Raw genomic sequence first — 25,291 nt, 5'->3', positions numbered from 1 at the left:
CATGAGATTTCTCTACAATCTAGCGGCAATCCTCATCGTCACCATCATCATACCGATCTTCATGCTGCGCGCCACACGGGAGCGCGGCTTTGTCGAGCGCATCAAGCAGAGCTTCGGTTTCTACCCGAAGGAGACGATTGAGAAGGTCGCGGGGAAAAATGCGATCTGGGTACACGCGGCATCCGTTGGCGAGATTGTCGCGACGAGCCCTCTCATACGCGAATTCCGCAAGGCATTCCCACATAGCCCCATCCTCGTTTCCGTCGTCACAACGGGCGGCTATGAGATGGCGCACCGCATCATCAAGGACGCGGACGCCATTATCTACTTCCCCCTCGATCTGCCCTTCCTCGCTTCGCGCGTCGTGGGACGCATCCGTCCGCGCGTTTTCCTGCCCGTGGAGACGGAGCTGTGGCCGAACTTCCTGAAGAAGGCAAAGCAGCTCGATGTACCCGTTATGATGGTCAACGGCCGCATCAGTGACCGTAGCGTGAAGCAGTACAAATATCTGCTCGGCATGCTGCGCGAGATGATCGGGACGGTGAAATGCTTCGCCATGCAGTCGAGCATTGATGCAGACTACATCATGCGCCTCGGCGCGCCGCGCGAGCTCGTCACGGTCACGGGCAACACGAAATTCGATCAGGCGTATACGAGCGTTAGCCCCGAGGAGCGTGCCGCGCTCATCCAGGAACTCGGCCTCACGGGCGCGAGCCATATCATGATTGCGGGCTCGACCCACCGCGGCGAGGAGGAGCTCGTACTCGCTGCATTCGCTGCTGTACGTGAGCGTGATCCGAACGTGCGGCTCATTATTGCGCCGCGCGAGGTGCTGCGCACGATTGAGGTCGAACATCTCTGCCGCAAGGCAGGCTTTACCGTCAATACGCGCAAGAATCTGCAAAAGGGCGCAGAGGGCGGCGAGGACATCGTGATCCTCGATACGGTCGGCGAACTTGGGCGCGTCTATGGGCTTGGTGATGTGATCTACATCGGTGGCAGCCTCATCCCGCACGGCGGGCACAACATACTCGAGCCTGCGGCGCACGGCAAGGCGATCATCGTCGGCAATCAGATGTTCAACTTCAAGGACATTCACGCGCTCTTCCGCAACCGCAATGCCGTCGTGACCGTCACGAACGGGGAGGAACTTACGCACGAGACCCTACGCCTGTTTGGCGATGATGCCGAGCGTGAACGCCTTGAGCGTGAGACACTTGCGATCATCAACGAGAACAAGGGGGCGTCGGCGAAGTCGGCACAGATCCTTGTCGATATGCTCGCGGTGTATGAGTCGCGTCGTGCCCTGCGCGCGCAGGAGCGCATCAGCAAGCATCGCGTACGGGCGACGCAGAAGGTCGCGAATTTCCAGACCTACTTTATCGATCTCGTCCATGACAAGGAGGTGCGCGGTATTTCGCGCAGGCTCATCATGGGCGTGTTCTACGTATTCTCGCTCATCTATGAGCAGCTGGTGAATCTGAAACTCACAATGTACCGCTGGGGCTGGGTCAAGAAGGAGCAGCTGCCCTGCTTTGTCATCAGCCTCGGCAACGTCACGGTCGGCGGCACGGGAAAGACGCCGACGGCACAACATCTCGCGCGTGCGATTGACGCGATGGGCTACCGCGTCGTCATTCTGAACCGCGGCTACCGTGCGAAGTGGCGCGGCGAGGTCGGTATTGTCTCCGACGGGCGCACGCTGAAGATGGACGCGGAGACGGCGGGCGATGAGGCGTTTATGCTGGCAAAGCATCTGCCCAACGTGCCTGTGCTCATTGGACCGCAGCGTGCCGTCACGGGACGCTATGCCATCGAGCATTTCGGTGCGGAGGTGGCGATTCTCGACGACGGGTACCAGCACTGGCAGCTTGCGCGCGATATGGACATCCTGCTCGTCGACGCGGTGAACGTCTTCGGTAACGGCTATCTCCTGCCGCGCGGGACGCTGCGCGAGCCGCTCTCGCATATCGACCGCGCCGATGTCTGCCTGATGACGAAGGTCGATCAGGCGGCGCCAGGTGCAATCACACACATCTGGGAGACGTTCCGCAGCTACAATCAGGACGGCATCATCCTCGAGAGTATCCATCAGCCGCGTCAGTTCGTGCGGCTTTCGGACTGGTACGAGGATATTGCGGCGGGCGGTGTACCAGTCACGGAGATGGAGGGGAAGAAGGTGCTCGCGGTCTCCGCGATCGGCAATCCCGCCTCGTTTGAGCAGACCCTCGCAGACCTCGGCGTCGAAATGGTGGAGAGCATGCGCTATCCCGATCACCACGACTACGGCGAACGCGATATGGCGGAGGTACTCTACCGTGCGGAGACGCTTGGCGTCGAGGCGATTGTCATCACGGAGAAGGACGCGGTGAAGGTGCCGGCAGATGTCGTGCGCGCGAAGTGGCGCGTCCCCATCTATGTGATCTCCGTCGAGGTCACGTTCCAGAAGGGGCGCGAGGAGTTCTTCCGCACGCTCGAAGAGCAGCTTGCTGCGAAACTGCGACCTACTACATCGTAACCGTTTGCAGAGCGAACCCTACGCGAACGTTTAGGGGCATCGCACTGCTTCATACTTATACAGTCATATGTTGACACGGAAGGTGATCGCATGAAGGTTCTCTGCATTATTCCCGCGCGCTACGCATCCACACGTCTGCCGGGCAAGCCGCTGCGCGACATCGCAGGTAAGCCCATGATCGTGCGCGTCTATGAGCGCGCCGTGCGGGCGCGGCTCGTGCAGGATGTCGTCGTTGCAACGGACGACGAGCGCATCCTCGCTGCCGTCGAGAAGCACGGCGGACGTGCCGTCATGACGCGTGCCGACCATGCGACGGGGACGGATCGCCTCGCCGAGGTCGCAGAGAAGATGACGGACTACGACCTCATCATCAACGTGCAGGGCGACGAACCGCTCATCGACCCCGCCGTGATCGATGCACTTGTTGAACCGTTTCTCGCGGACGGCAGCCTACCAATGGCAACGGCAAAGACACTGCTCACGGATGAGGAGGAGATGGCGAATCCGAACAACGTCAAGGTCATCACCGACCAACGCGGCAATGCGCTCTACTTCTCCCGTGCGCGCATCCCGTACGCGCGCAATCCGGGCGCACAGGTATACAAGCACATCGGCATCTATGCCTATCGCCGCGACTTCTTGCTTGCGTATGCGCGCATGGCGCAGACCTCGCTCGAACTCTCCGAGTCCCTCGAGCAGCTGCGCGCGCTCGAGAACGGGCACACAATCCGCGTCATCGAGACCGATGCCGTCTTTATCGGCGTCGACACCGAGGAAGACCTTGCGGCTGTCAACGAAGTTTATCAAAAGCAGGGCATTTATTGACCTCTGCGCGCGAAAATTTTATAATAAGCATAAATCCGCATAAATTCGTGCGGTGTTATCACATGATTGTTGAAAGGAGCCATGAAGATGAACAAAGTGAAGCTGGCGAATTTTGAGATCGGCGGCGGTGAGCCGTTGGTGCTCCTCGCAGGACCCTGCGTCCTCGAAGGACTCGAGCGCTCGCTCCTGATCGGACGCGGCATCAAGGAGATCACGGATCGTCTCGGCATTCCCTACGTATTCAAGGCATCCTTTGACAAGGCGAACCGCTCCGCCTACCACAGCTTCCGCGGACCCGGGCTCGAGGAGGGCGTGAAGATCCTCGGCGCAATCCGCGACGAGCTTGGCGTGCCCGTCGTGACGGACATCCACGAGACGTGTCAGGCAGAGCCCGTCGCAAAGGTTGCGGACATCCTGCAGATCCCCGCATTCCTCTCGCGTCAAACAGACCTCCTGCATGCGGCGGCACAGACGGGCGCCATCGTCAACGTGAAGAAGGGGCAGTTCCTCTCGCCGAACGATATGCGCAACGTCGTCGACAAGATCCACGAGAGCGGCAGCGACCGCATCCTCCTCACGGAGCGCGGCGAGAGCTTCGGCTACAACAACCTCGTCGTGGATATGCGCTCCTTCCCCATCATGCGCAGCTTTGGCTATCCCGTCATCTTCGACGGAACGCACAGCGTACAGCTGCCGGGCGGCGCGGGCACAAGCTCGGGCGGACAGCGCGAGTACGTTGAGTACCTCGTGCGCGCGGCTGTAGGTGCGGGCATTGACGGACTCTTCCTCGAGGTGCATGACAACCCGCCCGAGGCGCTGTCGGACGGGGCGAACATGGTCTATCTCGACAAACTCGAAGACCTCCTGAAGGATGCCCTCGCTATCTACGAGGTGGTACGCAAAAAGCTGAAGTAGGAGAGATATATGGCACAGAGCATTCGCGAAAAGGCAATCGAGACGCTTCAGCTCGAGGCGCAGGCGGTCGCGCAGCTCGCAGAGCGGATCGACGATGATTTTGAGGCGGCGGTGCGCGCGATTTTGGACTGCAAGGCGCGTGTTGTCGTCACGGGCATGGGCAAATCCGGTCACGTCGGACGCAAGATCGCGGCGACGCTTGCGAGTACGGGAACACCTTCGTTCTTCATGCACCCCGCCGAGGCGTTTCACGGTGATCTCGGCATGGTGACGGCGGACGACATCGTTATCGCCATCTCGAACAGCGGCGAGTCGAACGAGGTTGTGAATATCCTCTCCATCATCCACCGTATCGGGGCGCGAATTGTCGCCATGTGTGGCAGACGCAAGTCCCAGCTTGGACGCAGCGCAGACTTCTACATCGACATTGGCGTCGAGCGCGAGGCGTGCCCACTCGGGCTCGCACCAACCAGCTCCACGACAGCGACGCTCGCAATGGGCGACGCGATCGCGATGGCGCTCATGGAGGCGCGCGACTTCAAGAAGGAGGACTATGCGCTCTTCCATCCGGGCGGCGCGCTCGGGCGCAAGCTGCTCCTCACGGTCGCAAATGTCATGCACACGGGTGAGGAAAACCCTGTTGTCGCGTACAATACGACGGCGAAGGACGCGCTCTTCGTCATGACGGACAAGGGGCTCGGCGCCGTGTCCGTGGTTGACGCGGCGGGCAAATTCATCGGACTCGTCACGGACGGCATCATCCGCCGCGCGCTTGCGAAGGACTACAACTTCCTCGACAAGGACGTGGAGAGCATCATGTTCGCCACGCCGCTCACGATTACGCCGGACAAGATGGCGGCGGCGGCACTCTCCGTCATGGAGAAACACCAGCCGCGCCCCGTCACCGTTCTGCCCGTCGTCGATGATGCGGGTATACCCGTCGGCATCGTACATCTGACCGATCTTCTGCGTCAGGGGGTTGTGTGATGCCAATTCGAGAGGGCGCAATAGAGCGCGCGAAGAAAATCAAATGCGTGATCCTAGACGTGGACGGGGTGCTCACGGATGGGGGGGTCTACGTCGCCCCCGACGGGAGCGAGCTGTATAAGCCATTCTTTGCGCGTGACGGGCTTGTCATCTCGCTGGCACCGAGAGCAGCACTTATCACCGCCATCATTACGGGTCGTTCGTCTGCGATTGTCGAGCACCGTTCCAAGGAGCTGCATATCGATCTCGTTTATCAGGGCTGCCGCAATAAATGTACTGCCTACGCAGACATCAAGGCGCAAACGGGGCTGACGGACGAGGAGATCGCCTACATCGGTGATGACATCATTGATCTTCCCGTGATGCGCATGGTTGGACTGCCCTGCGCGGTGGGCGATGCTGTGCCAGAGGTAAAGGACGCAGCGCAGATCATCGCGAATGAACGCGGCGGACACGGTGCCGTGCGTGAAATCTATGAAATTATCCTAAAGACGCAGGGGCGATGGGATGAGATTCTTACGGCATTTCAAACGAATGTTAATGAAGTTGCCCAATAACTGGAAGAGGAGGTGCGGCAGTGCTCTATAATACACTCATGTTTCTCAGTTATCTTGCGTGCCGCACGCCGCGTCCCTTTCTGCTCGGCGCAGGGTGGGTGCTCGGCAACCTCTACTATCTGCTGATCCCGAAGATGCGCCGCCGCTCTGTGGAGCATATGATGCCTGCGCTCGGCATTGACGAGCGGGAGGCAAAGCGGCTCGTGCGCGCCTCCTTTATCAATATGGCGCGCAACGTCCTCGACATCCTCGCGATGCCCATGCTGAACGAGCAGAATCTCAACGACTACATCGAGATTGATCATCTCGAGCGCATGCAGGAGGCACTTGCCGAGGGGCGCGGCGTCGTCGTGCTCACGGGGCACGTTGGCTGCTGGGAGTGGCTCTCCGCGGCGTTTACGCTGAACGGCATCCCCGTCAGCGCGATTGCAAAGCCACAGCCGAATATCCAGTACACGCGCGTGCTCGACGATCTGCGCGCGACCATCCACGTCGAGATTTTCTCGCGCGGTACGAGCGAGCTGATCGCGGCGGCGCGTGCGCTGAAGCGCGGGCGGCTCCTCGGCTTTCTCGCCGATCAGGACGGAGGACCCGGCGGCGCGTTCATTGAGTTCCTCGGTCGTACGGCATCGACGCCGCTCGGCCCTGCGGTCTTTTCGCGCAAGTTCAAATCGCCCGTCGTGCCCGCATTCATCCTGCGTCAACCGAATGGAAAGCACAAGGTAATCGTCGGCGAGATCCTGCGCTGCCCCGACACGGGAGACAGTGACCGCGACCTCCATGAATTCACCGTGCAGATGACGGCAATCGTCGAGCGCGTCATCCGCGAAAATCCAACGCAGTGGATTTGGTTTCAAAAGCGTTGGAACACCCCGCCCGAGGAGCAGAAGACGGGGAAACATCACGTATCGGCAGCAGCGAAGGAGGGGGATTGATGGCGCAGAGCAAATGGCTCTATGGCGGCGGTGCCGCCCTCCTCGCAGGACTCATCGTCTGGGCGATTGCAACAGTGCCCGAGATCCCGGAGCAGACGGATACGCAGCATGGTTCGCGCGTCATGTCCTATGCGGACAATACGCTCAGCGAAGAGCGCGACGGACGTACTGTCTGGAAGATGACCGCTTCGCAGGTGAATGTCGACATCGATACCAACGATACGAGCATGGTGCAGATCGATGGGACATTCTACACGGAGGACGGGCGCAGCCTGACGCTCAAGGCGGCGGAGGGGCACATGGACAGTGTGACGCGCGATGTTGTGGTGACAGGAAACATTGAGGCACAGACGAGTGACGGAGCGAGCCTGCGTGCAAAGGAACTGCGGTGGACGGCGGCGGAGGGCAGCCTCAGCGCTGAGGGCGATGCCGAGATCGTACGCGATGATATCCGTGCGACGGGCGACCGCATTGTGAGCACGGATGGCTTTCAGAAATTCAGCGTGATCGGCAACGCACGTATAGAAAAAGGTGGGGCACAATGACGAAGAAGAAACTCTATCGGGGCATTCTCGTGCTGCTCGCGGCGGGTGCACTCTCTGCGGCAGCATCGGCGGCACAGCAGGGCACGGAGCCGACGAATCTCACGGCAGACAGCCTCACCTACGACACGCGTACGGGGCTCATCACAGCGGAGACGAACGTCCGCATGGAGCAGGGGTCGGGCTGGGTCACAGGGGCGCGTGCAACGTATAATACGAAGACCGAGGAGGGCACGGTCGAGGGCGGTGTCCGCGCCGTGCGCGACGATATGAATCTCTCCTGTGACAGGCTCTCGGGCGTCGGACAGGATCATTGGCAGGCCTCGGGCAGCGTCAGTATGACGAAGGCAGACCGCACGTTTACGGGTCCTCAGGTCGACTACTATCCATCTCAGAATGACTACATCCTTGCGGCGTCCGGCGGAACGATCACGAGCGCTGACGGAACGCTCACGTCAGACCGTCTCGAGGGATGGATGAAGGAAAATCGCTTCGTCGGAACGGGGAGTGCGCACATCGTCAGCCCGCCGCGCGATCTCGAGGGTGGCGGCGACCGCATGGAATATTTTGGCAGCGCGGAGAAGCCCTATGTCGTGCTCGATGGGAATGCGTGGGTCTTCCAAGGGAACAATATGGCGCGCAGCAATCACATGACCGTCTATCTTTCGGACGACGGCAGCGCCGTGACCGAGTGAGGGGGCTTGAACGTGCATCTCGAATCCCGCAATCTCGTCAAGAAATTCGGCAGCCGCATCGTCGTTGACCGCATCTCCGTCCGCATCGACAAGGGGGAGATCGTGGGGCTCCTAGGGCCCAACGGAGCGGGCAAGACGACGACCTTCTACATGATCGTCGGCCTTGAAAAGCCCACGCACGGCGATGTCTATCTCTCCGACATCTGCATTACAGACTATCCCATGTATCGGCGCGCGGAGCTCGGAATCAGCTACCTCACGCAGGAGGCATCCATCTTCCGCAAGCTCACCGTCACGGAGAACATTGCGGCAATTCTCGAGACGACGAAGCTCTCAAAGGCAGAGCAGAAGCACAAGCTCGACGGGCTTCTTGAGGAGTTCCACATCGGACACGTCCGCGATCGCCGCGGTACGGAACTCTCGGGCGGCGAACGCCGCCGCGTCGAGATCGCGCGCTGTCTCGCGCTCGAGCCGCAGTTCATCCTCCTCGATGAGCCGTTCGCGGGTGTCGATCCGCTCGCCGTCGCCGACATCCAGGAGATCATCGAGTACCTGCGTCAGCGCGGCATGGGCATCCTGATTACGGATCACAACGTGCGTGAGACCCTCCACATCGTCGACCGCGTCTACCTGCTCAGCGAGGGCAAACTCCTCCTCGAGGGTGACAGCAAGACCATCGCCGAGAGTCCGATTGCGCGCAAGTTCTATCTTGGAGAGAATTTCAGCCTTTGAGCGCAAACAAAAAGCCGATCTATTGCAGGTCGGCTTTTCTATTGGAAAGATACATAGTAAAAAGTGTTAGACCATGTATCCCATTAGCGCAGTACAATCGCGCTTTATCTGATAAAATTTGTCTTATGGTAATCAGGAGGATTTGGCGTGTCGATTCCCGCAGCTCTGCCGGCTGCAATACATTTCAGCATCCATGCCATATTCTTGCCGAGCTGCTTCATGACGCCGACGCCCTCTTCATCCTTCATGACATCCTCCGGCGTGTTACCGTGAACCATCGGCCAGTAGCTGGAGGAGACGATTGGCATCTCGGTGATTGCCGGATACTTTGCGAGTACATCCAATGTGGCCGTCGTTCCAGCGCGCCGCGCAGATGCGACAATCGCTGCGGGCTTGCAGCGCATCTTGTCGCGATGACTCCCGAATAAATGGTCGAGAACGAGCTTGATCTCTCCTGTGAGCGAAGCGTAGTACACGGGCGATCCAAAGACGAAGCCGTCCGCTTCGGCACATTTTTCTCCCAAGGATTTTATGAGTGCATTCAGATTCCCGTTCACAGCATCCCTGCCGACGAAGACGATTTCAGAGTCAATGCCTTCCTCCTTGAGGATGTCCCCAATGATGGAGAGCGCTGTGTAGGTGCAGCTGCGCTCTCTGCGGCTGCCGTTGATCATCAAAACTTTCATGATGTGCCTCCTTTTACTTGGTCTGGCTCTTTCCGTCGGTGGGGGGAGCAAAATGCTGTCAGGCGAAGAAGCGACGATAGGCGTCGATGAGGAAGAGTGCGCCTGCCATGCCGATGGTGACAAAGCTTGCGCGCGTGACGATCATCATCTGTGTCTCGGTGAGGCGCTCCACCGCATGTCGACGTGTGTAGGTGAGCCCGAGCGAGAGCGTCAGCAGGATATACATGGTGAGCGTCAGCGTGTCCAGATTTTCCCATGCGGCAATGATGACCATTACGGTGAATGCCATGAGGATGAGAAGCAGATAATCCTTGCCCGGAGGCGGCGCTGCCTTTGGCTTTTCCGGTGGTGTAATCTTCTGTTGCAGCTTTTTTAACATTTTTGCCATTGCTGTCCGTCCTTTTGTTTATTTATTGTAAGCACAGTGTCAGTATATCATATAAAAAACTTTGTCGCCATATGGTTTTTTGAAAGAGTCGGTGTTATAATCAAAATACTCTAAGGGAAGTTTCATTTTACTGAAGCTGAGAGAATCCTTTGTTTGTTTTTGGAGGGAATTGAGAAATGTCAGTAGCAAAGAAAATCGTACTGAGCATTGGATTCCTGGTCGTCATGTTTGCCGGCTATGGATTCTATGCAAATCACGCGAGCGGCGTGCTCAACAACAACACGGTCAGTGTGTTCAGTTGGGCGCACGTTCTCAATGTGGGCGGTCAGGTGCAGGCGCTCTCGGCGGACGGGCGTGAGTACGAACTCATGCGTATCACCGCGCCGAACGAGGAGGAGCGTGCGCGTGCAGCAGGACTGATCTCCCAGCTCACGCCGAAGCTGAACAAGGCATACGAGGAGTATGAGAAGGCGATCCAGGAAGCGCCGTTCCCAAACGAGGCAGATCGCACGCAGAAGCTTGCGCGTCTCGAAAAACTCAAGCAGGAACGCAAGAATTATGCGGAAGCGCGTCAGCACGCAACGGATCTCATGGATGCAGGTGACCAAGAGGGCGCCGTCGAGCTGGCATTCAATGAGCAGGCGGATGTCTACAAGCGCATGACGGACATCCTCGAGGAGGACAAGGCGGACAGCGTGCGTCTCGCGCGCGCGGAGATGGCGCACAGTGAGGATGTTTTCTCGGGCGTGTGGCTGACGACGATCATTGCATTGTCCGTTGTTGTCATTCTCTCGATCGTCATCCTTGTCCTGCTTCTCAAAAATATCAAGAACTCTGTGGATACGATTCTCGACGGGGCGCGCCATATTGCGGGCGGTGATCTGCGCTCGAAGATCGTGCTGGACGGCGATGATGAGTTTGCACACATTGCCCATCAGTTCAACACAATGGTCGAGAGCATGCAGGCAATGATCCGCAAGATCAAGACGACGGCAACGGATGTTGCCAGCTCGTCGGAGGAACTGACGGCGAATGCAAACCAGTCGGCGCAGGTGACGCAGAATGTTGCCCAGTCCATCACGGAGGTCGCAGAGGCGGCGGAGAAGCAGCTGCAGAGCATCGACGAGAGCCGCGTGACTGTGGAGGAATTCCAGCGCGGCTTGGAAGAGGCGATTACAAATCAGCGCCGTGCGCGTGAGCAGACGCAGGCGACGGCGGAGAAGGCGGCGGAGGGGAATGCCTTCGTGCAGACGACGGTCGAGCAGATGAACTCGATCGCGCGCACCGTTCAGCAGACAGGCGAGATTGTCAGCAAGCTCGGTGAGCGCTCGAAGGAGATTGGCAATATCGTCGAGATCATCTCGAGCATCTCGGGACAGACGAATCTCCTCGCGCTCAACGCGGCGATTGAGGCGGCGCGTGCAGGAGAGCACGGGCGCGGCTTCGCTGTCGTTGCAGAGGAAGTCCGCAAGCTCGCGGAGGAGTCGCAGAACGCATCGCAGCAGATCTCCGAGCTCATCCGCAGCATCCAGGAGGAGACGAACCACGCCGTTGCCTCGATGGAGGAAGGGCGCCGTGAGGCTGAGAAGGGCAAGGAGAACGTCACGGCGACGGGCGAGACCTTCTCGCTGATCCTGAACATGGTCGAGGATGTCAAGACCGCATCGCTCGCCGTCAGCAAGCGTGTCCTCGAACTGCGCGAGAACATGAACTCGATCATTCAGGGCATGAGCGCTGTGGATACCTCGGCAAAGGGCATCGGCAGCGAGTCGCATAACGTCTCCGCAGCAACTGAGGAACAGGCGGCGGGCATGGAGGAGATCGCCTCCTCGAGCCGCAGCCTCGCCGACATGGCAACGGATCTGCAGTCCGAGACGGATAAGTTTAAGGTGTAAGCAATATTTTGGAGGGGCGCGCATGGTGAACGTGCCCCTTTTTGATTGAAAAATACTCCTTGACAGAAATCCCTTCTCTTGTTAAAATATCCCTTGTTGATTGACAGTACTGTCAGTGACGGATGCGGAAGTAGCTCAGTGGTAGAGCACCACCTTGCCAAGGTGGGGGTCGCGAGTTCGAGCCTCGTTTTCCGCTCCATCGCTTATCTGACCTGCGCTCTGCGCAGGTTTTTTTGAAGAAGTGGGAGGATTGCCGATCTGCATGAATCTGCGATTCGTCCACGGGTGAGAGCCTTGCGTGCTCTCCACTTTGTTTGGGGCCTATAGCTCAGTTGGTTAGAGCAACCGGCTCATAACCGGTCGGTCCTTGGTTCAAGTCCAAGTGGGCCCACCAATCGAAATGAGAGCATCACGCACGGTGATGCTTTTTTGTTTGCTCTCCAAAAGGGGGTAAAGAGATGACGGAGGCGGATTTTGTGCGCACACTGCGGGATGCGGGCGCACGTATCTTTCGCGTCGGTGGCTGCGTGCGCGATCACTTTCGCGGTGTCGCGGCAAAGGATGTCGACTATGCCGTGACGGGCATTGCCGAGGAGCGTTTTCATGCACTCTTTCCGCATGCGGAAAAGATTGGAAAGGCGTTCCCCGTTTATCATGTACGCGTGGACGGCGTGCGCCGCGAGGTTGCGTTTGCACGCAGGGAGCGCAAGACGGGCGTAGGCTATCGCGGCTTTGATGTCACATTCGATCCAACGGTGACGATCGAGGAGGATCTCTATCGCCGCGACACGCGGATGAATGCGATGGCGATAGAGCTCCCTGAGGGCACTCTGCTCGACCCCTACGGCGGGCGTGCCGATCTCGCAGCGGGTGTGATTCGTGCGGTCTCGGAACACTTTACAGATGATCCCGCGCGCGCGCTGCGCGCCGCGCGGCAGGCGGCAGAGTTCGGCTACCGCGTGGAGGAGGGTACTCTTCTCTATATGCGTGCATGCGCGGATGAGCTGCGCCGCGAGCCGACGGAACGATTGATGGCGGAGCTGCGCCGCGCGCTTGCTGCCCCGCATCCATCCGTATTCTTCCGCGTGCTGCGGGCAGCCGATCTCCTCGCCGTGACATTTCCTGAGATCGCGGCGCTCGAGGGGCAGGTGCAGCCCGTGGAGTTTCACCCCGAGGGCGATGCCCTCGCGCATACACTTGCGATGGTGGATGCCGTTGCTGAGGAGACGGCTGAAATCAAGACACGTTTTGCCGCGCTCGTCCACGATCTCGGCAAGGGGCTGACGCCGAAGGAAATGCTGCCGCATCACTACGGACACGAGAAGACGGGGCTCACGGCACTCGCCGCGTGGAATGCGCGTATGACGCTCCCGCACGACTGGATGAAGGCGGCGTCGTTTGTCATCCGTCAGCATATGCGTGCGCCCCGCCTCACGCGGCTCGGCAAGATCGCCGATCTCCTGCTTGGCATCGGCGCGTCGGGGCTTTCGCTGGCGGAGTTCAACATTATCATCCGCGCCGATCACGGCTCTCTGCCACACTACCTCGCACACGGCGCGGAGGCTCTCCGCACCATGCAGACCATCACAGGCCGTTCCGCTCCGACGGATCTCACGGGCGCAGAGATTGGAACTTGGCTGCGCGAGCAGCGCGTACGAATACTGAAAAAATTCTTGTTGGAGAATGAAAAGGCGTGGTATAATACATCTGAGCAGAGTGAAGAAAAGAGAGAATACGAAGGAGGCGGAATAGATGGATAAGATCATCCTGCCCTATCGGGGCAAGACTCCCGTGATTGATCTGTCCGCGTTCATTGCGCCGACGGCGGCAGTCATCGGAGACGTGACAGTCGGCTCCGGTTCGAGCATATGGTTCGGCGCTGTGGTGCGCGGCGATTTTCAGCCGATTACCATCGGCGCGAATACGAACATCCAGGAGAACGCGACGATTCACGTCATGCGTGATGTACCCGTCCACATTGGGGACAATGTGCTCATTGGGCACAATGCCGTCGTGCATTGCAGCCGCATCGGGGACAATACGCTGATCGGCATGGGCTCGATCGTGATGGGCTACTCCGAGATCGGCGAGAACGTCGTTATCGGCGCGGGCACCTTCCTGCCGCAGCACAAGAAGATTCCGTCGAACTCGCTTGTATTCGGCAACCCTGCTCAGATCGTGCGCGCGCTGCGCGACGATGAGATCGAGGCGCTGCGGGCGGCGGCGGAGAACTATGCCGGGCTCGGAGCGGAGTACAAACGTATCATTGAGGAGATGAAGTAATGGAACAGACGCTGGTTCTCATCAAGCCGGATGCCGTCGGAGCGCATCACATCGGAGACATTACGAAGGCGTATGAGGAGGCAGGGCTCCAGATTCGCGCGATGAAGATGATGCAGATGACAGATCGCATTGCGCGCATTCACTACGCGGAGCATCTCGAGAAGCCGTTCTACGGCGAGCTCTCCGCGTTCATGACCTCCGCGCCGCTCGTGGCGATGGTGCTTGCAGGTGAGAACGCGATTGCGCGTGTGCGCGAGCTGCATGGTGCGACGAATCCGGCGAATGCGGCGGATGGCACGATCCGCAAGCGCTTTGCAAAGAATGGGAGCGAGAACGCGGTGCACGCGTCCGACAGCCCCGAGAGCGCTGCGCGCGAGGTGCACATCTTCTTCAGTGAGACGGAGATTTTTTGAGTATATTTGATCTTGGCTGCCCGGCTCTGCACATTTGCAAGGCTGGGTTCATTTATCCACAGAGGAGGAAGTACAATGAGTGTTGTGACAAAAACCGGTGATCAGGGACAGACGAGTCTCTATACGGGCGAGCGCATTGCAAAGGACGATCTGCGCGTCGAGGTGTACGGCATTGTGGATACCCTCGGTTCGACGCTCGGCATGGCGCGTGCGTTCTCGGAGAACAAGCGCGTGAAGGACAACATCCTCGCTGTGCAGAAGCAGCTTGGCATGCTCATGGCGGATTTTGCGAGCCGCAACAAGCCGCCCCGCATCACGGAGGAGATGATCACGGGAATCGAGGCGGAGATTGCAAACATCGAGGAGAGCCTGCCTGCGCTCAAGGAGTTCATTATCCCGGGCGACAAGAAGTCGAGCGCAATACTTGATCTGGCACGCACGACCGCGCGCACCGCAGAGCGCCACGCATGGACGCTCGCACGCCGCGGCTCTGTGGCAGAGGTCGACCTGCGCTACCTCAACCGCCTCTCCGACTATTGCTTCGTCCTCATGCGACTTGAGGATGCGGATATGCCGACCCTGTGAGCGCGGAGAGATTCGCCGTACTCGACGGGAGCAGCCTTTTCTTTCGCGCGTTCTACGCGCTGCAGCTCCCGCCGAATGCGCGCGGCGTCCACACGAATGCCGTGCACGGCTTTGCAATGATGCTCGTAAAGCTCCTGAAGGAGCTCGCGCCGACGCAGATCGTCATCGCGTTTGACAAGAGCCGCACGACGTTTCGCACGGCGCTTTATCCGGAGTATAAGGGCACGCGCGACAAGACGCCAGAGGAGCTGATCGCCCAGATTCCGCTGCTGAAGGAGCTCGCCGAGACGCTCGGCATCCCGTTCCTCGAGATGGATGACTACGAGGCGGACGACATTATCGGCACGCTCGCGACGCAGGCGGCGGAGACGGGGACGGAGACCATCGTCGTGACGGGCGACCGCGATGCCCTGCAGCTCATCCGTACGAATCTCACCGTTCTCCTGACGAAAAAGGGGATCAGCGACACGCGCCACTACGATACGGCAGCGTTCGAGGAGGAGTACGGCTTCGCCCCGATCCGCCTCATCGACCTGAAGGGGCTGATGGGGGACAGCTCGGACAACATTCCGGGCGTGCCCGGCGTGGGGTCAAAGACCGCGACAAAGCTGCTCCTGCAATATGAGAGCATCGAGAACGTGCTCGATCACGCCGCTGAGGTCAGCGGGAAGAAACTCAGCACCTCGCTTGTGGAGTATCGGGATCAGGCACTGCTCTCGAAGCAGCTCGCGACAATCGAATGCAATGTGCCGGAACTCCGTTATGAAGCGGAGGGCTTTCGCATGCAGCCCGACCGCACAGCGCTTGAGGCATTCTGCAAAGAATACGAGCTGCGGACAGTAGGGCGCGCGTTCTCGGACTATCTCTCTGCGTTCGCGCCCGCCGTTGGGGTGGAACAGTCGCTCTTTGGCGAGGAGGTCGCAGCCGCTGCACAGGTGAACCTCGAGGCGGCGGCGTTTTCCGCTGCCGATCTCGTATCGCTGCGCGCGGCGGAGGAGATTGCTGTCGGTGCGGTATTCAGCGGCACAGCCCCCTTCGTGCAGATCGACGTACTCGCCCTTTCCTACGGAGCGGAGCGGCGCATTCTGCGCGCGGACGCATCGGAGTTTGATGCTGTGCATGCTGTGCTCGCGGAGCGTCCTGTTGTGCTCTGGAATGCAAAGCGCTATGCGCAGGCGGGGCTTTCCGTTGGGGCACACGTCTTTGATCTTGAGCTGGCGGACTACCTCCTGCGTCCCGAGGAGAATAAGCGTGACCTCGCGCGCGCCGCATTTGCCTGCGGCGCGGAGTTTTCCGCCGTGTCCGAGGATGCGTCTGCGGAGCAGCGCGCTGTGCATGAGTCTCTCCTTGCCGCGCAGACTGCACACGCATTGCGGACGGCACTCGATGGGGCGGGGCTCATGCCGCTCTATCGGGAAATCGAACTGCCCCTCGTGCCCGTACTTGCGGCGATGGAACAGACGGGCATCTATGTGAACCGCGCGGCACTCGAGCGCGAGCTGACGGCGGCGAATGCGCGTATCGAGGCGCTCGTCACGGAGATTCACGCGCTGGCGGGCACGGAGTTCAACATCAGCTCGCCCAAGCAGCTCGGTGAGATTCTCTTTGAGCGTCTCGGACTCGCAGAGGGCAGCAAGATCAAGAAGACGAAGACGGGCTACTCGACGAACGCCGAGACGCTCGAGGAGCTGCGCGACCGACATCCCATCGTGGACAAGGTGCTGACCTACCGTATGTGGACGAAGCTGCGCTCGACCTATCTCGAGGGCATCGGTGCGCTCATCCGTCCCGCGACGGGGCGCGTGCACACGAGCTTCAACCAGACAGTGACGGCGACGGGGCGGCTCTCGAGTTCCGACCCGAACCTCCAGAACATCCCCGTGCGCACAGAAGAAGGGCGCGCCGTACGTGCGCTCTTCGAGCCGGGGGCGGGCTATGATGCGCTCCTCTCGGCGGACTACTCGCAGATCGAGCTGCGCATCCTCGCGCATATGTCGGGCGACGAGACCATGATCGACGCATTCCGCACGGGACAGGACATCCACGCGCGTACGGCGTCGGAGGTGTTCGGCGTACCGCTCGCGGAGGTGACGGGGGAGCAGCGTCGCCGCGCAAAGGCGGTCAACTTCGGCATCGTCTACGGGCTGAGCGATTTCGGCCTCTCGCGCGACCTCGGCATTTCACGCAAGGAGGCGGGGGGCTACATCGAGCGCTACTTCGAGCGCTATCACGGTGTGCGCGCATTTCTCGACAAAATGGTTTCGGATGCGCACGCAAACGGTTATGTTACGACGCTCTATGGACGGCGGCGCGATCTGCCTGCCATAAATAGTCGCAACTTCATGCAGCGCTCCTTTGCCGAGCGCATGGCGATGAATACGCCCATCCAGGGCACAGCTGCCGATCTCATCAAGATCGCAATGATTCGTGCCCACGATGCCCTGCGTGCAGCGGGCGTGCAGAGCCGCATCCTCCTGCAGGTGCACGATGAACTTGTGCTCGAGGCGGTGGAAGCGGAGATCGCACAGGTCACGGAGATCCTGCGCGCGGAGATGAGCGGCGCGGCAGAACTCGCCGTGCCGCTTGCCGTGGATGTGCACGTTGGGAAGAACTGGGCGGAGGCGAAGTAGCGGTGAAGATCATCGGGCTTACGGGCGGGATTGCCTGCGGCAAATCCACCGTCAGCAGGGCGCTGCGTGCGCACGGCGCGGCGATCATCGACGCGGACGCGCTCGCGCATGAGCTCTCGCAGCCGGGACAGGCGATTTTTAACGCATATGTGGAGCGCTTCGGTAGGGGGATTGTGACGGCGGGCGGCACACTCGACCGCGCGGCAATCGCCGCACGCGTCTTTGCCGACCCCACTGTGCGCACCGAGGTGGATGCCATCACGCATCCCCTGATTCGCGCGGCGGCAGAGGAGCGTCTGCGTGCGGCACGCGCAGCGGAGAAGAGAGCAGCGGTGCTGGATGTGCCGCTGCTCTTTGAGGCGGGCTGGGATGCGCTCGCCGATGAGGTATGGGTCGTTGCGCTCCCCGCGGAGGAGCAGCTTGCGCGTCTCCTCGCGCGGGATAAGTCGATGAGCGAAGGAGAGGCGCGGGCACGCATCTCCGCACAGATGCCGCTCACAGAGAAATGCGCGCGCGCGGACATCGTCATCGACAACAGCGGAACAGTGGAAGAAACACGGGAATGTATTGAACAACTTTGGAGGGAACGGATCATTGGGCGTTCGTAATCTGCGGCGCGTCTTCTGGTGGGGGCTCCGTGCACTCGTCGTCGCCGTCATCGTCTTTGTCATTGTCGGCGGCTGGGGCTGGGTGGAGCGCAGCTACATCTATCCCTATGACTACCGCAGCTACATCGAGACGAGCGCCGTGCACTACCGCATCGATCCCTACCTCGTCGCTGCCGTCATCAAGCACGAGAGCAAATTTCAGCCGCGCGCCCGCTCCGACGGCGGTGCACTTGGACTCATGCAGCTCATGCCGCAGACAGCAGCGTGGATTGCACGGCAGCTGGACGAACCCTTTACCGAGGACTATCTCTACGACCCCGCACTCAACATCCGTTACGGCGTCTGGTACCTCGCCGAGCTCGAGAGCGAGTTCGGCGGCAACGACATCCTCGCGCTCGCCGCGTACAATGCGGGGCGCGGCAACGTGCGCGACTGGATGGAGCGCTATCACTGGAACGGACAGTTTGACGAGATCGAGGCGATCCCCTACCCCGAGACACGGCTCTATGTGCGCCGCGTGCTCGAGGACAGGGAACAGTATAAGAGGCTCTACGACGAATGAACAAGACCTATCGGATTCTACCCAGTGCGGAGGACATGCTCCTCCGCCTTCTGCGCGGGCTCGCCCTCTCCGACGAGGAGCGGGCGCTTTTGCGTGCGTGCACGCTGCGTCACGTCGAGGTATCGGCAGAGGAAAATACGTGGGAGCTTGTCATCGGCACGCCCGCCGTCCTCGATGAGGAACTGATCGCCGCGATGGCGCGGCAGGTCGAGGAGAACTACGGGCTTGCGGGCGCATTCGTGCAACAGAACGTCATCGCGCTCGCACCTGCCATTGCGCCGCTCTGGGAGCGCGTCGTGCGCGAGGCGGCAGGGGAGGACGCAGTCCTCTTTCACACGCTGCGTCAGACGGAGTACGCCGTCGACGGCAACGTCATCCGCCTCTCTGTGCCGGGCATGTTCGGTGCGGAGCTGTTCGCGCAGAGCTCCGCTGCAAAGCGCATCGAATCGGCTGTCCGCACCCATGTCGGCTGCGCCTGTCAGGTCATCTGCATGGAGTGCGAGATCGGTGAGATGCCCGCTGCCGACTGGACGCCGCCGCCCATGCCTGCGCCCGTGAAAAAAGAAGCACCCGCAGCTGCCCCCGCACGCGCTGCAAAGGGCACAAAACCCAAGGACTTGCCCGAAGGCGTCATCATCGGGCGCGGCGTATCGGGTGAGGCGCGCGAGCTCGGCGTGATCGAGGACGAGGTGAAGAACATCGTCCTCGAGGGCGAGATCTTCTCCCCGCAGGCGAACAAGCTCAAATCGGGCGCGTACATCCTCTTGCTGAAATTCGCCGACAAGACGAACGGCATTGCGTGTAAAAAATTCTTTGGCGTGCGCGGCAAGACGACGCAGGAGGACATCGACGCAGAGGTCGACCGCATTCTAAAGGCGATTGGCAAAGGCTGCGCTGTCCGCATCCAGGGCAAGATCGAATACGATAAATTTGTCAGCGACTACGTTCTTTTCATCGACTCCATCGAAAAGCGCAATGTAGCGCAGCGTGAGGACACGGCAGAGGTGAAGCGCGTCGAACTGCACGCGCATACGAAGATGAGTGCACTCGATGCCGTCGTCCCGCCGAAGGTGCTTGTCGAGACAGCGGCGCGCTGGGGATGGCCGGCGGTGGCGATCACGGATCACGGCGTCGTACAGGCGTTTCCCGAGGCAATGAACACAGCGCGCGCCCTCAAGAAGAAGGGCACGGACATCAAGATCATCTACGGCATGGAGGGATACCTCCTCGACAAGCCCGAGGATCAGCGCGCCCATCACATCATCTTCCTCGCCCAGAACAAGACGGGACTCTACAACCTCTATAAACTCGTCTCGCTCTCGCACATCCGCTATTTCCGCGGGACGAAGAAGCGCGGGCGTCCGTGCGTACCGCGCGCCATCTTGCAGCAGTACCGCGAGGGGATCATCGTCGGCTCTGCGTGCGAGGCGGGCGAACTCATCCGCAGCATCGTCGCGGGGCGTCCCGACGAGGAACTTGAGGAAATCGCGAAATTCTATGACTTCCTCGAGATTCAGCCCATTCACAACAACGACTTCCTCAAGATCGACGACCGCTTCCCAATCCACACGGATGAGGATCTGAGGGACATCAACCGCAAGGTGGACGCGCTCGCAAAGAAGCTCGGCAAAATGCTGATTGCGACCTGCGACGTGCACTTCCTCAACCCCGAGGACGCGGTCTACCGCGCCATGCTGCAAAAGGCGAACGGCTACCGCGACGCGGATCGTCAGCCGCCGCTCTATCTGCGTACGACGGATGAGATGCTCACGGAGTTCGACTACCTCGGCGCAGAGCGCGCCTATGAGTGCGTTGTGACGAATCCGCGCAGGATCGCGGAGAGCGTCGAGCGTTTCCTCCCGATCCCGGACGAGCTCTATGCACCGATGGTGCCGGGCGCAGACCGTGAGATTCAGGAGATGTCGTACGCGCGCGCGCGCAAACTCTACGGCGAGAATCTGCCGAAGGTTGTGTCCGACCGCCTCGAGCTCGAGCTGAAACCGATCCTGCGGCACGGCTTTTCCGCGCTCTACATTATCGCGCAGCGCCTCGTCAAGAAGTCGAACGACGACGGCTACCTCGTCGGCTCGCGCGGTTCGGTCGGCTCGTCCTTCGTTGCGACCATGATCGGCGTCACCGAGGTCAACCCGCTGCCGCCGCACTACCGTTGCCGCCACTGTCAGTACAACAAATTCATCGACGACGGCTCGGTCGGGAGCGGCTTTGACCTGCCGTCGATGGACTGCCCCGTCTGCGGCACGCCGCTCACGAAGGACGGGCACAACATCCCGTTTGCGGTCTTTCTGGGGTTTGACGGCGACAAAGTCCCCGATATCGACCTCAACTTCTCGGGCGATTATCAGCCAACGGCGCACAAATACACCGAAGTTCTCTTCGGCAAGATGAACGTCTTCCGCGCTGGCACGATCTCGGGTTTGCAGGACAAGAACGCCTACGGCTACGCCATGCACTACTACGAGGATCAGGGCGAGACGAAGGGGCGGCCGTACATTGAGCATATGATGCGCGGCTGCATGGGCGTCAAGGCGACCACGGGACAGCATGCGGGCGGCATCATGGTCGTGCCGCGTGACATGGACGTGCACTACTTCACGCCCATCCAGCGCCCCGCGAACAACATGGAGTCCGACACGCTTACCACCCATTTCGATTATCACTCCATCAGTGAGCGTCTCGTCAAGCTCGACATTCTCGGGCACGATGACCCGACCGTCATCAAGATGCTCGAGGAGCTGACCCACCGCGATCCTGAGACGATTCCCTTCGACGATCCTGCCACCATGTCCATCTTCACCTCGACCGAGGCGCTCGGCATCAGCCCCGAGGAACTCGGCGCGAACATGGGCACGTACGGCATCCCCGAGTTCCGCACCTCGTTCACACAGAAGATGATCGATGACTCGAACCCCGACTGCTTTGCCGATCTCGTGCGCATCTCGGGATTCTCCCACGGCACGAACGTCTGGCTCGGCAACGCGCAGGATCTCATCAAGGCGGGTACGAGCACGCTGAAGGACGCGATCTCCGCGCGCGATGACATCATGAACTACCTCATGCAGAACGGCATCGAGCCACTGCTTTCGTTCAAGACCATGGAGAACGTGCGAAAGGGCAGGGGCATCACTGCGGACGTCGTAGAAAAGCTGCGCGCGGGCGGCATTCCCGAGTGGTACATCGAGTCCTGCCAGAAGATCAAATACCTCTTTCCGCGCGCCCACGCGACCGCATACGTCATGATGGGCTACCGCATCGCCTTCTGCAAGGTGCATTATCCGCTTGCCTACTACGCCGCCTACTTCTCCATCCGCGCCGATGAGTTCGACGCGAACATCATCGCGAAGGGAAAGGAAGCCGTCAAGGCGGCAATCGACGCACTGAACGCCGAGGCGCGTGAGCATCGCGGCAAGCTCGACAACAAGAAGCAGGACATCCTCATCGTGCTCCAGCTCGCATGGGAGATGTACCTGCGCGGCTTCTCCTGCGACCCCGTTGATCTCTACGCATCCGATGCGGAGAAATTCATCCTGCGAGAGAACTCCCTCCTCCCGCCGTTCACCGCACTCCCCGGCATGGGGCAGAAAGCGGCGCAGGCAATCGTCGAGGCGCGCCAATACGGACGCTTCATCTCCATCGAGGATCTCGCCACCCGCTCCCACATCCCCACCCCCGCCATCGAACTCCTGCGTGCACACGGCTGCCTCGACGGCATGATGGAGAGCAATCAGGTGGAACTTTTTGCGTAGACTTATGAAATAGTTACTAAACTCACGAATGCCCCTCGGAGATTTCACGTCTCCGAGGGGCATTCGTTGTGTTTATAAAATCTCTACGAGGCTTTCTTTATGTGCATCATCTCGTAATTTGCATATCGGGCAAAATCAGCGGCGGTCAGAGGAATCTCGACGCCATTTTCCCAGAGTTCACCTTCCGAGCAGTCGAGCTCATCCGTCCATGAAATACCATAGCCGCCCGGCTCGACCTTGACCAACTGGAACAGGGCGGGATCGCGCAGGATCTCGAACTCCGGACATTCTTCCATGAGTGCGGCGACATCGAATATTTTGTTCACATCATTCTCGAAAAAAACCAACAGACGCAGATGATCGAGCGGTATGACTTTTGTAACTTTGATGGACAGCATGGGAACTAGCTCCTTTCGATGTGATTTATTTCAGCGGAGGGAGTTTTTTCAGCTCTTTTGTATCCCACATCTGCTGAAGTTCTTTAGCAAACGGTCTGCCCCATTCCTGTACTAATTTAACCGCTCTTGCAGGTAGGTCGCCTTCGATCATTTGCATATCTTTGATTGAAAACAGAGCGTTGTGCTCGCCGTAGATGGCGTGGATGTGGGGCGGGTTATGCTCGTTTTGGAAGAAAATCTTAATAACGATTCCGTAGAATCTGGTGATTTCCGGCATTTTTTCACCTCCGCTATATATATCCTATCAGAGCAGACGATGTATGACAAGCAGAGATTATTTAACTCCTTGTTTTTCTTGCGCTCTATCTCAAAAATTCGTAAAATAGAAGCAGAGAGGTGATGCTGACCTGCTCGCATCGGGCGCGGACTATGACAGCCTGAACCCGACCATTATCATCTTTATCTGTCCGTTCTATCCGTTTGATGCAGGACGATATCTCTATACGTTTGAGAACCGCTGTGTTGAGGATACGGATTTACGGCTGCGGGATGATGCGTGCAAGATATTTCTCAATACGAAGGGCACGATAGGAGAGATCGACTCCTCCATCAAGGCATTCTTGCAGTATGTCGATGGAGTGCTGACAGCAGATCGATTTGTGCAGGAGATTGATGAGCAGATACAGAAGGTCAAGATGATCGAAGGAGAGTCGGTGGGTTACATGACGCACGAGATGAAAATCTCACATAAATCTACTTAAGTCCCCTCATCATTTCGACGATATAACTTTCAAGACGGCGTATCTCCGTCCATTTATGCAATTATTTCGGAACAAAACCATAGATAACAGTCAGGGAGGCAGTCTTTATGGCGATGGTGGTCAAAAATAATATGTCGGCGGTGAATACGCTCAATACGCTCAACAAGAATCAGAGCGAGCTGTCGAAGAGTCTGCAGAAGGTTTCTTCGGGCATGAAGATCAACAGTGCCGGAGACGACGCCTCTGGGATGGCGATCTCTGAGCGGATGCGCGTGCAGGTACGTGCGCTCGATCAGGACGATGTGAACACGAATAACGGCTCTGCTCTGCTGCGGACGGCAGAGGGGGCGGTACAGTCCACCATTGAGATTCTGAAGACCCTCAAGGATAAGGCAATCAGTGCGGCGAACGACACAAACACGGACGAGGATCGTGCGCTCATCCAGAAGGAAGTCGACCATCTGATCGATCAGATTGATGATAATGCGTTGACAACGTACAATGGGAAGTATCTGATTGATGGAACTAAGAACGGACTTGTAAAAGGTCCTTCGGGCGGCGGTACGTATACAAGTTTTACCAATATGAGCCTTCATCCTTCAACAAACCCTGTTCGACCTTTGACAGAACTAAAACGTCGTGATGGGAATGACGTAGGGATTCATTCTTCGGATACCATTACGGCTTCATGGACTCGTAACGGTGTCACGTATACAGGATCTATTTCTCCGATTGGCACTAGTAATTTGGTTGCCGCGATGGGAATCATCACCAATACAGACGCAGGGTATTTCAGTAAAACCGCGAAAGTTGGCGTTGACGAATATGGACGAGATGTGTTTACACCGGATAATCAACCAGGAATTACCATCCGTTCACATGATCCGGGGGTGAACGGGCAAATTGCCGGTATCACTTTTGCTGTAACAGACAGCAGTGGGAAAATGCGCAATGAAGTCAATGCGGTTTTGGATGCCTTTAAGGAAACGGTACGTGCGCAGAATCCTTCTCCTGACAATTCACTGACCCTGCAGACGGGGACAAAAGCAAATCAGGCGGTTAAAGTTGGCTTCACGGATATGCGCTCGGTAGCTCTTGGACTCCAATCGCAAACGGGACGCGGCTGGGATCACAACACCGCCACCCTTGGAGCCGGCATTTCTGTTGTTGGTGGCGGCCCCAAGATTCAGGTAACGACTCGTGAGGCAGCCAATGCCGCGATCAATGTCTTTGAGAATGCGCTCATCAAGGCAACTGATCAGGCGGTCGCGATTGGTGCGGCACAGAACCGTCTCGGCTATACGAGCAGCAACCTCGTTGTCGCATCCGAGAACGTGCAGGCATCGGAGTCCACGATTCGTGATGCGGATATGGCGAAGGAAATGACGGCGTATACGAAGCACAACGTGCTCACGCAGTCGGCGCAGGCGATGCTCGCACAGGCAAATCAGAACTCGAGTGCAGTGCTGAGTCTGCTCCAGTAAAATAGTTTTTAGGAAAATCCTCCAATCATCTTTAGGACGATTGGAGGATTTATTGTTTTTATTTACTGTATATGCTATTATTAAATGTACTATAATGTCCGATATACTACATAAGCAGCAATATATCC

Annotated in this window: 24 protein-coding genes and 2 tRNA genes; 21 read left to right on the top strand and 5 right to left on the bottom strand. The window is 58.8% G+C overall.

The annotated features are described in order from the left end of the window. The first annotated feature begins 1 nt into the window (after position 1). The 9 genes from lpxK to lptB all read left to right on the top strand — a co-directional run bounded on the left by lpxK (position 2) and on the right by lptB (position 8,706). Positions 2-2,518: a tetraacyldisaccharide 4'-kinase gene (gene lpxK / locus HMPREF9163_RS08345; protein WP_009441299.1), complete on the top strand. Its 2,517-nt coding sequence runs from the start codon at positions 2-4 to the stop codon at positions 2,516-2,518. A gap of 90 nt (positions 2,519-2,608) precedes the next feature. Next, positions 2,609-3,343, top strand: a complete 735-nt coding sequence (gene kdsB, locus HMPREF9163_RS08340; RefSeq protein ID WP_009441298.1) for a 3-deoxy-manno-octulosonate cytidylyltransferase — start codon at positions 2,609-2,611, stop codon at positions 3,341-3,343. An 87-nt stretch (positions 3,344-3,430) separates the two neighbouring features. Continuing rightward, the gene (gene kdsA, locus HMPREF9163_RS08335) at positions 3,431-4,258 is read left to right on the top strand and encodes a 3-deoxy-8-phosphooctulonate synthase (protein ID WP_009656067.1); all 828 of its coding nucleotides are present in this window, start codon (positions 3,431-3,433) and stop codon (positions 4,256-4,258) included. A gap of 9 nt (positions 4,259-4,267) precedes the next feature. After that, positions 4,268-5,245, top strand: a complete 978-nt coding sequence (locus tag HMPREF9163_RS08330; protein WP_009441295.1) for an SIS domain-containing protein — start codon at positions 4,268-4,270, stop codon at positions 5,243-5,245. Next, complete coding sequence (locus HMPREF9163_RS08325; protein ID WP_009441294.1) at positions 5,245-5,802, top strand: HAD family hydrolase; 558 nt, start codon at positions 5,245-5,247, stop codon at positions 5,800-5,802. The genes HMPREF9163_RS08330 and HMPREF9163_RS08325 overlap by 1 nt, the downstream gene beginning before the upstream one ends. Positions 5,803-5,822: 20 nt before the next feature. Continuing rightward, a complete protein-coding gene (locus HMPREF9163_RS08320) occupies positions 5,823-6,737 on the top strand; it encodes a lysophospholipid acyltransferase family protein (protein WP_037346679.1) in 915 nt (304 codons plus the stop codon). After that, positions 6,737-7,282: an LPS export ABC transporter periplasmic protein LptC gene (gene lptC, locus HMPREF9163_RS08315; protein ID WP_009441292.1), complete on the top strand. Its 546-nt coding sequence runs from the start codon at positions 6,737-6,739 to the stop codon at positions 7,280-7,282. Before HMPREF9163_RS08320 ends, lptC begins: the two co-directional genes overlap by 1 nt. Next, positions 7,279-7,974 (top strand): LptA/OstA family protein, encoded by a 696-nt coding sequence (locus HMPREF9163_RS08310; RefSeq protein WP_009441290.1) that lies wholly within the window; start codon positions 7,279-7,281, stop codon positions 7,972-7,974. The genes lptC and HMPREF9163_RS08310 overlap by 4 nt, the downstream gene beginning before the upstream one ends. Before the next feature lie 12 nt (positions 7,975-7,986). After that, positions 7,987-8,706 carry an LPS export ABC transporter ATP-binding protein gene (lptB, locus tag HMPREF9163_RS08305; protein WP_009656086.1) on the top strand — a complete coding sequence of 240 codons (720 nt, stop codon included), beginning with the start codon at positions 7,987-7,989 and terminating at the stop codon, positions 8,704-8,706. A 104-nt stretch (positions 8,707-8,810) separates the two neighbouring features. Here the strand turns inward: lptB and HMPREF9163_RS08300 are convergent, their stop codons facing one another. Further along, a complete protein-coding gene (locus HMPREF9163_RS08300; RefSeq protein WP_009441288.1) occupies positions 8,811-9,392 on the bottom strand; it encodes a flavodoxin family protein in 582 nt (193 codons plus the stop codon). A gap of 58 nt (positions 9,393-9,450) precedes the next feature. Beyond that, on the bottom strand, positions 9,451-9,780 hold the full coding sequence (locus tag HMPREF9163_RS08295) for a hypothetical protein (RefSeq protein ID WP_009441287.1): 330 nt from the start codon (positions 9,778-9,780) through the stop codon (positions 9,451-9,453). A 176-nt stretch (positions 9,781-9,956) separates the two neighbouring features. Between HMPREF9163_RS08295 and HMPREF9163_RS08290 the strand changes: the two genes are divergently transcribed. The 11 genes from HMPREF9163_RS08290 to HMPREF9163_RS08240 all read left to right on the top strand — a co-directional run bounded on the left by HMPREF9163_RS08290 (position 9,957) and on the right by HMPREF9163_RS08240 (position 22,520). Beyond that, positions 9,957-11,675: a methyl-accepting chemotaxis protein gene (locus HMPREF9163_RS08290; RefSeq protein ID WP_009441286.1), complete on the top strand. Its 1,719-nt coding sequence runs from the start codon at positions 9,957-9,959 to the stop codon at positions 11,673-11,675. 124 nt (positions 11,676-11,799) lie between these two features. Next, positions 11,800-11,874, top strand: a tRNA-Gly gene (locus HMPREF9163_RS08285). A 118-nt stretch (positions 11,875-11,992) separates the two neighbouring features. Continuing rightward, positions 11,993-12,069: transfer RNA gene (locus HMPREF9163_RS08280), tRNA-Ile, on the top strand. 64 nt (positions 12,070-12,133) lie between these two features. Next, positions 12,134-13,435, top strand: a complete 1,302-nt coding sequence (locus HMPREF9163_RS08275) for an HD domain-containing protein (protein WP_009441285.1) — start codon at positions 12,134-12,136, stop codon at positions 13,433-13,435. Next, positions 13,428-13,958, top strand: coding sequence for a gamma carbonic anhydrase family protein (locus HMPREF9163_RS08270; RefSeq protein WP_009441284.1), 531 nt, complete (start codon positions 13,428-13,430; stop codon positions 13,956-13,958). The genes HMPREF9163_RS08275 and HMPREF9163_RS08270 overlap by 8 nt, the downstream gene beginning before the upstream one ends. Continuing rightward, entirely contained in the window at positions 13,958-14,371 is a 414-nt protein-coding gene (ndk, locus tag HMPREF9163_RS08265; RefSeq protein WP_009441283.1) for a nucleoside-diphosphate kinase, read from the top strand. Before HMPREF9163_RS08270 ends, ndk begins: the two co-directional genes overlap by 1 nt. A gap of 75 nt (positions 14,372-14,446) precedes the next feature. Next, positions 14,447-14,956, top strand: a complete 510-nt coding sequence (locus tag HMPREF9163_RS08260; RefSeq protein WP_009441282.1) for a cob(I)yrinic acid a,c-diamide adenosyltransferase — start codon at positions 14,447-14,449, stop codon at positions 14,954-14,956. Beyond that, on the top strand, positions 14,953-17,586 hold the full coding sequence (gene polA, locus HMPREF9163_RS08255) for a DNA polymerase I (RefSeq protein ID WP_009441281.1): 2,634 nt from the start codon (positions 14,953-14,955) through the stop codon (positions 17,584-17,586). The genes HMPREF9163_RS08260 and polA overlap by 4 nt, the downstream gene beginning before the upstream one ends. 2 nt (positions 17,587-17,588) lie before the next feature. After that, positions 17,589-18,194 (top strand): dephospho-CoA kinase, encoded by a 606-nt coding sequence (gene coaE, locus HMPREF9163_RS08250; RefSeq protein WP_009441280.1) that lies wholly within the window; start codon positions 17,589-17,591, stop codon positions 18,192-18,194. After that, complete coding sequence (locus HMPREF9163_RS08245) at positions 18,181-18,756, top strand: lytic transglycosylase domain-containing protein (RefSeq protein WP_009441279.1); 576 nt, start codon at positions 18,181-18,183, stop codon at positions 18,754-18,756. Before coaE ends, HMPREF9163_RS08245 begins: the two co-directional genes overlap by 14 nt. Beyond that, entirely contained in the window at positions 18,753-22,520 is a 3,768-nt protein-coding gene (locus HMPREF9163_RS08240) for a PolC-type DNA polymerase III (protein WP_009441278.1), read from the top strand. Before HMPREF9163_RS08245 ends, HMPREF9163_RS08240 begins: the two co-directional genes overlap by 4 nt. An 83-nt stretch (positions 22,521-22,603) precedes the next feature. Here HMPREF9163_RS08240 and HMPREF9163_RS08235 read toward each other — a convergent pair whose 3' ends face one another. From HMPREF9163_RS08235 to HMPREF9163_RS12735, 3 genes are all read right to left on the bottom strand, one after another. Next, the gene (locus HMPREF9163_RS08235) at positions 22,604-22,918 is read right to left on the bottom strand and encodes a DUF2442 domain-containing protein (RefSeq protein WP_009441277.1); all 315 of its coding nucleotides are present in this window, start codon (positions 22,916-22,918) and stop codon (positions 22,604-22,606) included. Between the two features lie 25 nt (positions 22,919-22,943). Further along, entirely contained in the window at positions 22,944-23,195 is a 252-nt protein-coding gene (locus HMPREF9163_RS08230; protein ID WP_009441276.1) for a DUF4160 domain-containing protein, read from the bottom strand. Between the two features lie 259 nt (positions 23,196-23,454). Further along, a complete protein-coding gene (locus HMPREF9163_RS12735) occupies positions 23,455-23,649 on the bottom strand; it encodes a hypothetical protein (RefSeq protein WP_157049430.1) in 195 nt (64 codons plus the stop codon). Positions 23,650-23,786: 137 nt separating this feature from the next. Between HMPREF9163_RS12735 and HMPREF9163_RS08220 the strand changes: the two genes are divergently transcribed. After that, positions 23,787-25,163 (top strand): flagellin, encoded by a 1,377-nt coding sequence (locus HMPREF9163_RS08220; RefSeq protein WP_009441274.1) that lies wholly within the window; start codon positions 23,787-23,789, stop codon positions 25,161-25,163. Positions 25,164-25,291: the final 128 nt, after the last annotated feature.

This window comes from Selenomonas sp. oral taxon 138 str. F0429, assembly GCF_000318175.2.
Classification (GTDB): domain Bacteria; phylum Bacillota; class Negativicutes; order Selenomonadales; family Selenomonadaceae; genus Centipeda; species Centipeda timonae.
Note: the sequence above shows the minus strand (reverse complement) of the source record. Positions and strands in the feature narration are given on the sequence as shown.

Excerpts from the sequence above, each read along its gene's own strand:
- lpxK (WP_009441299.1), top strand. The coding sequence starts at position 2 with ATGAGATTTCTCTACAATCTAGCGGCAATCCTCATCGTCACCATCATC.
- kdsB (WP_009441298.1), top strand. The coding sequence starts at position 2,609 with ATGAAGGTTCTCTGCATTATTCCCGCGCGCTACGCATCCACACGTCTG.
- kdsA (WP_009656067.1), top strand. The coding sequence starts at position 3,431 with ATGAACAAAGTGAAGCTGGCGAATTTTGAGATCGGCGGCGGTGAGCCG.
- HMPREF9163_RS08330 (WP_009441295.1), top strand. The coding sequence starts at position 4,268 with ATGGCACAGAGCATTCGCGAAAAGGCAATCGAGACGCTTCAGCTCGAG.
- HMPREF9163_RS08325 (WP_009441294.1), top strand. The coding sequence starts at position 5,245 with ATGCCAATTCGAGAGGGCGCAATAGAGCGCGCGAAGAAAATCAAATGC.
- lptC (WP_009441292.1), top strand. The coding sequence starts at position 6,737 with ATGGCGCAGAGCAAATGGCTCTATGGCGGCGGTGCCGCCCTCCTCGCA.
- HMPREF9163_RS08310 (WP_009441290.1), top strand. The coding sequence starts at position 7,279 with ATGACGAAGAAGAAACTCTATCGGGGCATTCTCGTGCTGCTCGCGGCG.
- HMPREF9163_RS08300 (WP_009441288.1), bottom strand. The coding sequence starts at position 9,392 with ATGAAAGTTTTGATGATCAACGGCAGCCGCAGAGAGCGCAGCTGCACC.
- HMPREF9163_RS08295 (WP_009441287.1), bottom strand. The coding sequence starts at position 9,780 with ATGGCAAAAATGTTAAAAAAGCTGCAACAGAAGATTACACCACCGGAA.
- HMPREF9163_RS08290 (WP_009441286.1), top strand. The coding sequence starts at position 9,957 with ATGTCAGTAGCAAAGAAAATCGTACTGAGCATTGGATTCCTGGTCGTC.
- HMPREF9163_RS08275 (WP_009441285.1), top strand. The coding sequence starts at position 12,134 with ATGACGGAGGCGGATTTTGTGCGCACACTGCGGGATGCGGGCGCACGT.
- HMPREF9163_RS08270 (WP_009441284.1), top strand. The coding sequence starts at position 13,428 with ATGGATAAGATCATCCTGCCCTATCGGGGCAAGACTCCCGTGATTGAT.
- ndk (WP_009441283.1), top strand. The coding sequence starts at position 13,958 with ATGGAACAGACGCTGGTTCTCATCAAGCCGGATGCCGTCGGAGCGCAT.
- HMPREF9163_RS08260 (WP_009441282.1), top strand. The coding sequence starts at position 14,447 with ATGAGTGTTGTGACAAAAACCGGTGATCAGGGACAGACGAGTCTCTAT.
- HMPREF9163_RS08240 (WP_009441278.1), top strand. The coding sequence starts at position 18,753 with ATGAACAAGACCTATCGGATTCTACCCAGTGCGGAGGACATGCTCCTC.
- HMPREF9163_RS08235 (WP_009441277.1), bottom strand. The coding sequence starts at position 22,918 with ATGCTGTCCATCAAAGTTACAAAAGTCATACCGCTCGATCATCTGCGT.
- HMPREF9163_RS08230 (WP_009441276.1), bottom strand. The coding sequence starts at position 23,195 with ATGCCGGAAATCACCAGATTCTACGGAATCGTTATTAAGATTTTCTTC.
- HMPREF9163_RS08220 (WP_009441274.1), top strand. The coding sequence starts at position 23,787 with ATGGCGATGGTGGTCAAAAATAATATGTCGGCGGTGAATACGCTCAAT.